Annotated in this window: 9 protein-coding genes; 5 read left to right on the top strand and 4 right to left on the bottom strand. The window is 47.8% G+C overall.

Going from position 1 to position 12,443, the window contains the following annotated elements; all coding sequences use genetic code 11:
* Nucleotides 1-138 precede the first annotated feature (138 nt).
* From FN808_RS02730 to FN808_RS02710, 5 genes are all read left to right on the top strand, one after another.
* Nucleotides 139-2,481 carry a GumC family protein gene (locus FN808_RS02730; RefSeq protein WP_142713018.1) on the top strand — a complete coding sequence of 781 codons (2,343 nt, stop codon included), beginning with the start codon at nt 139-141 and terminating at the stop codon, nt 2,479-2,481.
* A 50-nt stretch (nt 2,482-2,531) separates the two neighbouring features.
* A complete protein-coding gene (locus FN808_RS02725) occupies nt 2,532-3,056 on the top strand; it encodes a hypothetical protein (protein ID WP_142713017.1) in 525 nt (174 codons plus the stop codon).
* 39 nt (nt 3,057-3,095) lie between these two features.
* Complete coding sequence (locus tag FN808_RS02720) at nt 3,096-4,895, top strand: ABC transporter ATP-binding protein (protein WP_142713016.1); 1,800 nt, start codon at nt 3,096-3,098, stop codon at nt 4,893-4,895.
* Between the two features lie 133 nt (nt 4,896-5,028).
* The gene (gene lhgO / locus FN808_RS02715) at nt 5,029-6,240 is read left to right on the top strand and encodes an L-2-hydroxyglutarate oxidase (protein WP_142713015.1); all 1,212 of its coding nucleotides are present in this window, start codon (nt 5,029-5,031) and stop codon (nt 6,238-6,240) included.
* A 279-nt stretch (nt 6,241-6,519) separates the two neighbouring features.
* Nucleotides 6,520-7,602 (top strand): NAD-dependent epimerase, encoded by a 1,083-nt coding sequence (locus FN808_RS02710; RefSeq protein ID WP_142713014.1) that lies wholly within the window; start codon nt 6,520-6,522, stop codon nt 7,600-7,602.
* An 89-nt stretch (nt 7,603-7,691) separates the two neighbouring features.
* Here FN808_RS02710 and nuoH read toward each other — a convergent pair whose 3' ends face one another.
* The 4 genes from nuoH to FN808_RS02690 all read right to left on the bottom strand — a co-directional run bounded on the left by nuoH (nt 7,692) and on the right by FN808_RS02690 (nt 12,442).
* Nucleotides 7,692-8,696, bottom strand: a complete 1,005-nt coding sequence (nuoH, locus tag FN808_RS02705) for an NADH-quinone oxidoreductase subunit NuoH (protein ID WP_142713013.1) — start codon at nt 8,694-8,696, stop codon at nt 7,692-7,694.
* 15 nt (nt 8,697-8,711) lie between these two features.
* Nucleotides 8,712-10,448, bottom strand: coding sequence for an NADH-quinone oxidoreductase subunit G (locus FN808_RS02700; RefSeq protein WP_142713012.1), 1,737 nt, complete (start codon nt 10,446-10,448; stop codon nt 8,712-8,714).
* Between the two features lie 147 nt (nt 10,449-10,595).
* Nucleotides 10,596-11,885, bottom strand: a complete 1,290-nt coding sequence (nuoF, locus tag FN808_RS02695; protein WP_142713011.1) for an NADH-quinone oxidoreductase subunit NuoF — start codon at nt 11,883-11,885, stop codon at nt 10,596-10,598.
* 2 nt (nt 11,886-11,887) lie between these two features.
* The gene (locus FN808_RS02690; RefSeq protein WP_142713010.1) at nt 11,888-12,442 is read right to left on the bottom strand and encodes an NADH-quinone oxidoreductase subunit NuoE family protein; all 555 of its coding nucleotides are present in this window, start codon (nt 12,440-12,442) and stop codon (nt 11,888-11,890) included.
* Nucleotide 12,443 lies beyond the last annotated feature (1 nt).

The raw sequence follows: 12,443 nt of genomic DNA, 5'->3' as shown, positions 1-12,443 counted from the left end.
CTCCTGAAAAAATATGGGAGAACATGACGAAGGAGCTGTTACAAAGTGCAAGATTTGATTTAATAACCTGGCAAAAGCTGTGTTCAGCTGTCAGAAGTAAAGCAATAAAGGATAAAACTTAAGACTTAAGGTTCGGAAATGTCTAGTTCACTTCAAAAACATGACGACAATAATCAAGAAGGAATAGAGCGGTATCAGTACATTCCTCATGATTATGCTTCTAATAAAGAAAGCAATGGACTTGATCCCCATATGATCATTGCAACTTTGCTCAAGTACAAATGGAGTATAATGTTTTTCCTGATTGCAGGCGGTGTTGGAGCATGGTTTTATGCCTCTACCGTTACCCCGACCTATCAAAGTACGGGTTCGCTGTTGATCAGTTCGGCCGATACTTCTCCCACTGAAGAACTTTCTAAAATTATTTCCCAGACTTCCGGGCAGGGGACAAGTTCTACATTTGAAAATGAGTTAGAGGTGCTGCAGTCCAGGAAATTTTCCCTCCAGGTAGCCGATGCACTCATGGAAGAAGAGCCGGGTGGCCGTAGATCGTTTCCTATTCTTTGGAACGCGGATGAAAATGGGAATCTGGAGAAAGCCTCACAAGAAGCGGTAGCCACCAGGATCCGAAGAGGGATTAGGTTTATTGAGCCAAAGGAAGAAGAATCAGACATTGTGGGGATCAACTATACAAGTACTTCGCCTGATGAGGCTGCCAAGATCGTGAACCTGGTGATGCAAACCTATATTGAAACCTCGACTCAGCAAAACCGACGGGCTGCACAGTCAACAGCAAATTTTCTTGAAAAGGAGAAAGAACGACTGCAACAGAAATTGCAGAATTCTGAACAAGCTCTCCGCAGATATATGGATGCCACGGGCATTGTCAAGGTCGATGAGCAAGCTACGGGAATGGTTGCCCAGAAATCTGATACAGAGGCCGAACTACAGCGTATTCGGACCGAGCTTGAAACCGTCAATGAGAACATATCAAACTACGAACAGCAGCTCGAGCAGATCAAACCGGGACTTTCGGAGCAATTCTCTGAAGCCGTTGGGCCAAGGATAAGAAACGCCCAGGAAATGATGGCCCGACTGGAACAGGAACGGTCATTGATTATTGCGAAAAATCCAGGGGTTCGACAACGAAATCCGGTTCCCTCGCGCCTTCAGTATCTCGACAAGGAGATCGCCCGTCTCAAGGGGGAAATTGACGAGCTATCGAAAAAACTCTTCACCAGTGATGATGAGTTCATGGGGATGAATAGTGAAGACCGGGCACAAATGGTTTCTCAGATTCAGGGCCGGCTGGTCGAGCTCCGGATGCAGAAAAAACAGCTGGAATCCAGGCAGAGTTCACTCGCAACCCACAAGGATGAAATGGATGCCAATTTTAATTCCCTGCCGGAAGGCATGGTCAAACTGGCAAAACTGCAGCGTGATGTAAGGATAAATGAAGAACTTTATCTGAATGTTTTACGCCAGCATGCTGACATGGCTGTATTGAGGCAATCCCAGTTCGGTTTTGGACGTATCATTGACCAGGGGAACGTCCCGAATGCACCTGTAGGCCCGGACCGAAAGATTTATGTTATTGTGGGTATTATGCTGGGCGGTTTTTTGTCGGTAGGATTTATTGTAATCAAGGAGTTCAGGGATAACAGCATCAATAATGTAGGTCAGCTCAGAACGGTTTATCTACCACCGCTCACCGTCATCCCATCTTTTGAGAAAGTTTCAAAAAGGAAACGGAGGTCATTCAATACGGGCAGTGGCAAAGTACCGGATGAAATGGTATTGCTTCAGGACCGTATGAGCATTGCCTCAGAGTCCGTGAGACGGCTTAAAAACAATATTATCTACCAGAATGGGGAGACCCCGCCGAAAACCATTGCCATCACCAGTGCCGAAAAGGGGGACGGAAAATCAACGGTAGCCGCCAACCTTGGTATCGCATTTGCTGAAGAGGGATACTGGACCCTCATCATTGGGGCTGATTTTCGACGACCCAAGCTACACGAGTATTTTGGCTTGTCGGGTGATACAGGGTTATCCAACTATCTCAACGGAAACCTGCCTTTCGATCAATTGCTCCAGGATACAGATGTGGAATCACTAAAAGTGATTTCTGCCGGAAAGGATGCGGAAATGCCCGAGATTATCAGCAATAGCATGCGGTTCAAACAATTATTGAAAAAAATGCAGGAGGTATTTGACGTTATCATTCTGGATACTCCTCCATATGGAATTATCAGTGATTCAACAGCCCTGCTGAAACAGGCAGAAGCAACCGTTGTCGTAGCAAAATACAGAAAGACAAATCGGGGTATGCTGTTTCGTACGATGGAAGAGCTTGAACAAATCAATGCGAATGTAACCAGTATTGTTCTTAATGACTTTGATCATAAAAAAGAGACCGGCAGTTACTATGGGAATGGTTACTACCAGTCGCTTTACAGCAACTACGAGGATTACCGGTAGTGATGATTAAAGCAAAAAAGAGCAGTCTAATAATATTTAAACGTAAAGTTATGGATAGAAAAATTAAATATATCATTGTCATTGCGGGCTTGCTTGTATTCGGACCGACACTATTATACGCCCAGTTTCCGTCAGAGGGACTGAGCAACCGGTATATACGGGTAGCGGAGATGGGAGAATTGACGGATTCTGTCAATGTCTGGGGAGACGTAAACAGTGCAGGCCGCTATATCATACCCGAGGAGACAACCCTGCCTGAGCTGATCTCCTATACTTTTGGCTATAGCGAGCTGAGAGGACGGGAATCGGATATAAACTGGGCAAAAACACAAATTGAACTAAAAGTATCCCGCTATAATGAAAACAGGAAGATGGTGGATGTGGCCTTGTTCAGGTACCGGTATCAGGACCCGGAGCCAGTGGAAATGTTTGAATTTGATCTGCAGAATAATGATATCGTGACGCTCCAGGTGAGACGGAAACCATCATTTGGCGATTATGTGGGTGTCATTGCTCCGGTGGTAAGCGTTATCGCGACTTCCATACTTCTTATTGAAAACCTGCGCGGTAATTAACGAGAAATATTTAAAAAAGGGCTTAAAGCCAGAGACTGGATGTTACCAAAAACGCTGAAGAAAATATTCTATATCCTTCCCAAAGGGGATCCTGTTAAACTGCTTATCCTTTTAGTGCTAATGTTGATTGCCGCTGTGATGGAAGTGGCCGGTATCGGTATGATACCCGCTTTTGTGGCTATCATCGCAGATCCGGAGAGTGTAATGGAAATAGGATGGCTGCAATCTGTTTTTTCCGTGCTTGGCATTGAGACCTCCCGGGACCTCCTGGTTTGGGGCTCCGTTGGCCTGGTCGGGATCTTTATTATTAAGAGTGCCTATATCATTGCATTTAATTACCTGGAGGCCCGCTTTGTATACAACCGAAGGTATACCATCTGCCACCGGATGATGCGGGCGTATATGCATGCGCCATATACCTTTCACCTTGGAAGAAATACAGCGGAACTATTGAGAAACATAACCCACGAGGTGAATGTGTTTATCAATAATGTGGTCTCCAACATGTTAAGGATGACCAGGGAAGGAGTAATGGCTCTATCCATTCTTGTCTTTCTATTTGTGATGGAACCCCTCATAACAATTCTTGTGATTAGCCTGTCGGGCTTGGGTGCTGGAACATTTATTTTGCTTAACAAACGAAAAATGAAGGAGTATGGTGAGGAAGAACAGGTACGCAGGGCAGAGATGATCAAGGCGCTTAACCAGGGGCTGGGAGGCATAAAAGACGCCCGCGTACTGAACCGGGAAGAGGAGTTCATTGACAAATTCCGTAAAGAGGCATTCCGAAGTACTCGCTTGTTAACATATATCAAGTTTATCCAACAAATTCCCCGGCCGGTGGTTGAGACTACAGCGGTGTTGGGTATGCTTTTGGTTTCTGTACTTCTGGTTTGGCAGGAACGGCCTATGGAAACCATCATACCAGTATTGACACTTTTTGCCATGGCTACGGTCCGGTTAATGCCATCGGTTCAGCAGTTGGTTGCAAACTACACAAACCTGCGATATAACATGGTTTCCCTTGAGCCACTCTACCATGATCTCAAAGACCTGGAAGAATATAATACCAGATTTCTTGCTGATCGAAAAAACGACAAGCAGTTGGAGCTTGATGAAGAAATACAAATCAGGAATGTGAGTTATAGCTACCCGGAAAGTGATGTACAGGCCCTCAGACAGGTCTCAATTAGCATACCAAGAGGTAAAGCAGTTGGATTTGTGGGACCCTCGGGGGCAGGTAAAACAACCATTGTAGATATTATACTTGGACTTTTGGAGCCGGAGGACGGGGATATCCTTGTCGATGGGATAGATGTTAATGGTAATATTTCAGCCTGGCAGCGGAATATCGGCTATATACCGCAATCCATTTATCTGGCTGATGAAACCTTGCGCTCAAATATTGCCTTCGGATTGCCAGAGTCAATGATTGATGACGACAAAGTCATGAGGGCTGTTAGACTGGCACAGTTGGAAGAGATGATTAATCGCCTTACCAATGGACTGGATACCATTGTAGGGGAACATGGAACGCGATTGTCAGGCGGCCAGCGCCAGCGGGTGGGAATAGCGCGTGCGCTGTACCATAATCCAAAGGTCCTGGTAATGGATGAGGCTACTTCCGCATTGGATAATATTACGGAGAAGCAGATAACCGGTGCCATCGAATCATTGCGGGGGGAACGGACCCTGATCATGATTGCCCACCGGTTGACAACAGTAAAGAATTGTGACAAGCTCTATTACATGGAGGAGGGGCGAATTGTCCAGGAGGGTAGTTACTACGATCTGATAGAATCCAATGTCAGGTTCAGAGAGATGGCCCTGGAGGGTTAAAAATGATGAGTTTGTAGTCCGGGCAATAAAAGCATCAGGAGAATCGAGAGAAAAGAGGTAACAGATCAAGAGTCGATGGATATCAAAATGAAGGGACTTAGTTGGCGGCCATCAACATAAGGAGGAAACCATTATGTATAATTTTGCAATTGTGGGCGGAGGGATTGTTGGCCTCGCCACAGGTTATGCTATTATGCAGGCACGTCCGGAATCTACTGTACTCATACTTGAAAAAGAGAAAGCAGTAGCAACGCACCAGACGGGCAGAAACAGCGGAGTGATTCATTCGGGAGTGTATTACAAGCCCGGAAGCAAGAAAGCAAAACTTGCAACACGGGGCAGTCGGCGGATGGTCAGGTTTTGTCGGCAGTTTGATATTGCATGCGAAGTATGCGGAAAAATGATCGTTGCCACTGAGAAGGCAGAACTGCCCTATCTGAATACCCTTCTGGAAAGGGGAAGAATGAATGGGTTGAACGTGCGTAAAATTTCAGGAAGAGAGCTCAAGGAGACCGAACCCCATGTCAATGGTATTGCAGCACTGCATGTGCCGGAAGCGGGCATCGTAGATTACAGGCAGGTTGCCCGTGTGCTAAGTGAAGAACTACAGCGGAAGGGCGGGACAATTCTGTTTGAGCAGCAGGTTACTTCCCTGCACGAGGATGAGCAACGCTGTATCGTCAATGCGGGGGGGGAATCGTATGAGGCGGGTTGCGTCATCAACTGCGCCGGTCTGCACAGTGATATAATTGCATCAAAAAGCGGGGTGTCTCTGGAGCATCGCATTATCCCCTTCAGAGGAGAGTACTATGAGCTTGTAGAGGAACGACGCTATTTGGTAAATAATCTTGTTTACCCCGTCCCCAATCCCTCATTTCCATTTCTCGGAGTACATTTCACGAGGATGATTGATGGGAGCATCCATGCAGGGCCAAATGCAGTACTCAGCCTGAAAAGAGAAGGGTATTCCAAGTTTTCGTTTGAGGCGTCCGATGCCTGGCATTCCCTGAGTTATCCGGGTTTCTGGAAACTTGTCGGCGAGCACTGGCAAGAAGGCTTCAGGGAACTGTATCGATCCTTGTCCAAGGCTGAATTTGTTAAAAGCCTTCAAAAACTAATCCCGGAGATACAGGCAGATGACCTGATAGCATCAGTCCCCGGTGTGCGGGCCCAGGCACTGAACCCGGATGGCAGCCTGGTCGACGATTTCCTGATCCGGTATGGGGAGCGAAGTATCCATGTATGCAATGCACCTTCACCGGCAGCTACGGCTTCCCTGGAGATCGGGGACAGGATCGCACAGTATGTGATGAGGCGGGAGTCAGGGATGTCCAGGGCGGGCTAGTACCCCTGTGGATTTTTCAGCGCGGGGCAGACGATCCGTACTGCACAGCCCCTCGGTAGCTGAATGCCTCGTAAATATTTACTCGACGGGTAGTAAAAATTACTCACTGAGTAGTAAGGCCATGAGATGAGAAGCCGTGAAGCAAGTGGAATGTATGCTGAACCGTTTCAACGGCGGTTCCGGGCGCGGTTGTACTGTGGCACGTTTTTTGAAACGTCTGTAATGTGCAGCAGGAAGTGTTCAATTCTCAAAAATTTCAACAGTTAGAGAGCAAAATATATGAAAATACTAGTAACTGGGGCGGCAGGTTTTATTGGATTTCACCTTTCGAGACGTTTGGTAAGTGAAGGCCATGAGGTTATTGGTTTTGATAACATCAATGACTACTATTCTGTGGACCTTAAATATGACCGACTGGAAGAACTGGGAGTCATAAAGGACAGCATTACCTGCAACACCTTGATTGATAGTTCAGACAACGAGAATTTTCAATTCATCAAGGCCGACCTGGAGGATAAATCGACAATTGATCATTTGTTTCGTGAAGAGGATTTTGATATTGTCATCAACCTGGCGGCCCAGGCGGGAGTGCGTTACAGCTTGAAAGATCCCTACCGATATATCGACAGTAATATCATCGGCTTTTTGAATTTGCTGGAGAGTGCCCGGCACCACTCACTGAAGCATTTCATCTATGCTTCTTCCAGTTCGGTGTACGGCGCAAATACGAATATGCCTTTTTCCACCTCGGATAATGTGGACCACCCGATGAGTCTGTATGCGGCCAGCAAAAAATCAAATGAGCTTATGGCTCATACCTATTCCAACCTTTTCAACATCCCCACAACCGGTTTGCGCTTTTTTACCGTCTATGGCCCCTGGGGACGTCCGGATATGGCTTTATTCTTGTTTGCTGAAGCAATGCTTGACAATGAGCCGATCGATGTATTCAATTATGGGAAGATGGAACGGGATTTTACCTACATTGATGATATTGTCGAAGGCATCGTCCGATTGATTCCCAAACCGCCGACTTCAAATACCGTTTGGACAGGCAGCGACCCCGACCCGGCAACAAGTTTTGCCCCCTATCGGGTATTCAATATTGGCAACAGCAATCCGGTTAAGCTGATGGATTTTATCCACGAAATTGAAAAACAGCTCGGGGTTGAGGCCGAAAAGAACATGCTTCCCATTCAGCCGGGAGATGTCCCCAAAACATGGGCCGAGGTAGATGACTTTTTTAGCTACACCAATTTTAAACCTCGTGTGGGCATAGAGGAGGGCATTAAGGAATTTATTGGCTGGTATAAAAGCTATTTCATCGAGAGGAAGCAGCAAAACCCAGTATTGCCTTCATAGAGCATGGAACGTAAAAAGGGAAAAAAGCTTAACGGCTTTCTTCCCTTTTTCTTTATCAGTAAAGGAATGTGTAACCCCTGTACGCTTACCTACAGGTGGTAATAGCCATAGATAAGCACTGCCAACACAATAAAGTTTGCGATGCTGATCGGTAGCATTCGTTTCCAGCCCAGTTTCATAACCTGGTTATATTTAAAGCGCGGTATCGTCCACCGAACCCAAATATAGGTGAAGACCCAAAACACCGTTTTAAGGGTAAAGACGGAAACATCCAGAATGGCTTTTGCCGTTGATCCCATTTCGGGCAGCCAATAGCCGGCAAAGGGGAGGTGATATCCACCGAAAAAGAAAGTTGTTATCAGCATGCTTCCGATAACAACGTGCATGTATTCAGCCAAAAAGAACATTCCAAACTTCATGGAACTGTATTCGGTATGAAAACCACCGACAAGTTCCTGCTCGGCCTCAACCAGGTCGAAAGGAGTTCGGTTGGATTCAGCAAAGGCAGCAACAATAAAGATGACGGCCCCGATGGGATTTCGAAACAGATTCCACCAGTATTCCTGGGAATTAACGACATCTATCATGCTCAACGATCCAACGAATAAAATACAGGAGGCAATAGCCATGCCCATGGGCAGTTCATAGCTTATCATCTGGGCTGCGGCACGAAGCCCGCCGAGCAGGGAATATTTGCTGTTGGAGGCCCATCCGCCAAGGGTAACACCATACACCCCGAGGGAGTTTACAGCCAGCAGGTAGAGCACGCCGGCGTTAATATCGGTTACATAGAGGCCATCGCCGAAAGGGATGACAGCCACGGTCATCAGCGCCGTAACCACAGGAATGACGGGGGCTATGGCGTGAATTGTTTTGAATCCTTTGGCAGGTGTTACATCCTCTTTGAGCAGGAGTTTTACAACGTCTGCCAGAGGTTGGAAAAGCCCCAGTGGCCCCACTCTGTTGGGGCCGAGTCTGTTTTGAATAAAGGCTGAAACACGTCGTTCAGCATAAACGGCTATTGCTGCTGAGTTGAGCAGCATAAACAGCGCAATTCCTAAAACAATATATGATGTTGTAGTTACAGGCTCCATGTAATGATTTTGTATTTACGCTTGTGTTACTTCATTCTGTTCGATGGGAAGCTGAACGCCTTGTTCATCATCCATCCGTTCGTAGGTGACACCACGAAGTGATTCAATCTGGTCACTGAGTTCGGCGAAGATGGTCCGGGAATGATCATACTGAAATTCCAGTCCAAGCCGATCTGCCAGGTGATTCAGGAATTCCCATGCCGGCAGGCAGTCAATTTTATGTTCTTCTTTGACCCAGTTGTCGAAATTGGTCCCGTATCGATCAAGACGACCTTCAGACATCTCCAGGTTCAGCCTGCGATTCGTGTATTTGGTCTCCTTGGCAGGGAAAGAGCGCTGTATGCGTCCATCCACATTCACATAGCTGGCGGCATGCTCGGCCACACAGGTAATAGGGATAACCAGGTCGGAAGCCCGGGTTGTCAGGGTCTTGTTGGTAGCCAGGGATACGGTATATTTAGCCGACAAATCATCAGCGGAAAGAGCTTCGCGTCCCACCAGGTCATCCGCGAGGATAATTACCACCTCAGCCTCAGCGACTGCTGTTTTGATTCCGGCACTGTCGGTTTCTTCCAGACTGATCAGACGGCATCCATTGGTGTTGGGGGCCTGGTCGTCTGTAATCAGAAAGTCATCGCCGTAGCCGGAGATGAGGTGGGGGATGAATTTGGCGGTTGAGGCACCCAGCAGGTTGAAAAACTTATTGAACGCATAATTTTCTTCAACCGAGGCGTGCGGGCTGCCAATTAGAAGCAGCTCCTGGGGGGCATGCGCCTCCAGGGCTTCGGCAAAAGTTTCAATGGCGTTATTCCAGGAGGTATTGGAGTGATTGTCGCCGTCCAGTTTGACAGACGGACGGGATACACGGTTGTTGTTAAACTGTTCAAATGCTTTACGTCCTTCATCGGGCATCCAGTAATCATTGACTTCACTGTTGTGACGCGGAGTAATGCGCAGTACTTCGTTGTCACGGGTCCACAGATCTATATTGCAGCCCTTCCCGTTGGTAATGTCAATGCTTGGGGTCTGATTCATTTCCCAGACCCGGGCCTTGAACCTGAAATCGGTAGAGGTGAGGGCACCGACCGGGCATATGTCAACGGTATTGAGGGAATACGGATCGTCGAAGGTTTCCGACGGAGCGGTCATTGGATAATTTTTGTCTCCCCGGGAAACAATTGTCAGCTGCTTGCTGCCACTTATTTCATCGGCAAAACGGACGCACCTTGTACAGTTAATGCACCGCTCGGCGTCAAGGGTGACTCGTGGTCCGAGTTGCACACGTTTGGGCTTGTGAACCTTCTTTACTTCAAAGCGGCTGCCTTCAGGTCCATATTTATAGGTTTGAATCTGAAGCGGACACTCGCCGGCCTGGTCGCAAATGGGGCAGTCGAGCGGGTGATTGATCAGCAGAAATTCAAGCGTATCCTTTTGTGCACGTTCGGCTTCTTCCGATGTCTCCTGGGTCTGAATAACCATTCCATCGGACAGTTTAAGGGCACAGGAAGTCTGCATCTTGGGAAACCAGCGAATCTTTCGATTTCCGTCGTCATCCAGTTCATATTCCCCGGTCTCCTGATCTTTTATATACTGCCCGGCTTTAACCATGCACTGCCGACAGTTGGCCGGAATTGACATGGAGGGATGGTAGCAGAAAAAAGGCACCTCCATCCCCAGATCGAGGATGAACTGGAGGGCCATCTGGTCTCCTTCAAATTCGTAACGTTCGTTATCTATAAATACTTCAGGCATCGATCTTCTGTTTATGAATTCAGAGACGCATTAAGGCGTCTGTAATGTCCAAATTTCGAATTTGTACCAATGAAGGTATATGTATGTTCACTCCCGACTGCCGGGATATCTGAACGTTTATCCCGGATAGGATACAAAACTCAGTACTTATGCTACTGCATGCACCGACTTCTTACAGCGGGCTTCAAATTCATCCCTGAACCGGTTAATCGTATGTCGCACAGGCCATGCCGCAGCATCAGCAAGAGCACAGATGGTACGCCCTTCCATCTGGGTGGTGACATCAAGCAAAAGGTCGAGATCCTTGATTTCTCCTTCGCCGTTCTTGATTTTGAGCAGTACCTTCTCGAGCCATCCGGTTCCTTCCCGGCAGGGGGTGCACTGTCCACAGGATTCGTGATGGAAAAAATGGCTGATGCGCCACAGCAGGTCTACCATATCCGTATCCTCATCCATCACCACCATTCCGGCCGTTCCCATCATGGACCCGGCGTCGCGCAGCGAGTTGGAGTCCATGCTTACGCCTTCCAGCTGATCGGCGCGCAGCACAGGGGTTGAGGTTCCACCGGGAATAAGTGCCTTCAGCTTTTTGCCGCCCCGGATACCACCGGCAACTTCGTAAATAAGATCTTCGACAGACATTCCCGCCGGGTACTCGTAGACACCGGGTTTATTCACATGTCCGGAAATGCCATATAGCACAGGTCCATTGTGTCCCTCTGCGCCAATGGATTGATACCATTCGGCCCCGTTGTTGATTACGAGCGGGACATTGGCAAGCGTTTCAATGTTATTAATAGTGGTAGGATTTCCCCAGAGACCTTTCTGGGCAGGGAAGGGCGGTTTAACACGAGGGTAACCGCGTTTGCCCTCCAGCGATTCGAGCATGCCCGTTTCCTCTCCACAGATGTAAGCCCCGGCGCCGTAGGTGACGTGTAGGTCAATGTCAATTCCTTTGCCCAGAATATCTTTTCCCAGGTACCCCCGGTCGTAGGCTTCTTCAACAGCCTGTTCCAGGATATGGACCCAGTCGATATATTCTCCGCGTATGTAGACATAGATGGTGTCAACGGACATCGCGTAGGCGGCGATCAAAGCACCCTCGATAAAGATATGGGGGTTAAACTCAAAGATATTGCGGTCTTTGAAGGTTCCGGGTTCCGACTCATCACCATTGCAGGCAAGGTAGCGGGGACGATCATCCGGTTCGGGCATAAAACTCCATTTGAGCCCTGCATTAAAGCCGGCACCGCCTCGTCCGCGAATATTTGCTGCTTTCACTTCATTGGTCACATCCGTGCGCGACCATTTCTCCTGGTCATTGAGCACTGTTCTAAGAGCGCTGTAACCATCGTTTTCTTCGTAGACATCAATTTTATGAAGATTCGGAATGTCAGGGATGAGCAGTGGTTCGTATGATTTCCAGTCTTCAATCATTATTATGATACCGCTTTCTTACGTTTTTCGTTTTGACGCATTACCATCGATTCAAATTCAGGCAGGTTGCCGTTGCGCAGGTTCTCAATGAGTTTATCAACTTTCTCCTTGGTCAGGTTGTTGGCATAAACCCCGTTGGTCACTTGCAGCATGGGAGCATATCCACAGGCCCCGAGGCATTCTACCTCCTGGATGCTGAACAGCCCATCATCGGTGGTTTCACCGGCTTTGATACCCAGTTCATCCTCCAGGTGGTGCAGTATCTCATACCCTCCACAGAGCTGACAGCTCAGGCAGGTACAGACATCAAGTACAAACTTCCCCATCTCTTCCTTGTAATACTGGGTATAGAAGCTGGCTACCCCGTGTACGTGAGATCGCGGAACCTCCAGGGTGTCGGCCACCAGGTTTTGCACTTCTGGCTTTACATGACCGTACTTGTTTTGTGCAACCCACAAGACCCGGAGCGTCGCCGCTTTGTCGGTTGGGAATTTGGCCTTAATCCGTTCAATTTCGTCTAATTCTTCTTGTGTAAAAGCTAGTTCTTGTTCTGCCATA

The organism is Fodinibius sediminis, assembly GCF_900182555.1.
Classification (GTDB): domain Bacteria; phylum Bacteroidota; class Rhodothermia; order Balneolales; family Balneolaceae; genus Fodinibius; species Fodinibius sediminis.
The sequence above is the reverse complement of the archived record's forward strand: the minus strand, read 5'-3'. Positions and strand labels throughout refer to the sequence as shown.

What these genes read in the sequence shown, in the direction of transcription:
- FN808_RS02730 (WP_142713018.1), top strand. Translation starts at nt 139, where the DNA reads ATGTCTAGTTCACTTCAAAAACATGACGACAATAATCAAGAAGGAATA.
- FN808_RS02725 (WP_142713017.1), top strand. Translation starts at nt 2,532, where the DNA reads ATGGATAGAAAAATTAAATATATCATTGTCATTGCGGGCTTGCTTGTA.
- FN808_RS02720 (WP_142713016.1), top strand. Translation starts at nt 3,096, where the DNA reads ATGTTACCAAAAACGCTGAAGAAAATATTCTATATCCTTCCCAAAGGG.
- lhgO (WP_142713015.1), top strand. Translation starts at nt 5,029, where the DNA reads ATGTATAATTTTGCAATTGTGGGCGGAGGGATTGTTGGCCTCGCCACA.
- FN808_RS02710 (WP_142713014.1), top strand. Translation starts at nt 6,520, where the DNA reads ATGAAAATACTAGTAACTGGGGCGGCAGGTTTTATTGGATTTCACCTT.
- nuoH (WP_142713013.1), bottom strand. Translation starts at nt 8,696, where the DNA reads ATGGAGCCTGTAACTACAACATCATATATTGTTTTAGGAATTGCGCTG.
- FN808_RS02700 (WP_142713012.1), bottom strand. Translation starts at nt 10,448, where the DNA reads ATGCCTGAAGTATTTATAGATAACGAACGTTACGAATTTGAAGGAGAC.
- nuoF (WP_142713011.1), bottom strand. Translation starts at nt 11,885, where the DNA reads ATGATTGAAGACTGGAAATCATACGAACCACTGCTCATCCCTGACATT.
- FN808_RS02690 (WP_142713010.1), bottom strand. Translation starts at nt 12,442, where the DNA reads ATGGCAGAACAAGAACTAGCTTTTACACAAGAAGAATTAGACGAAATT.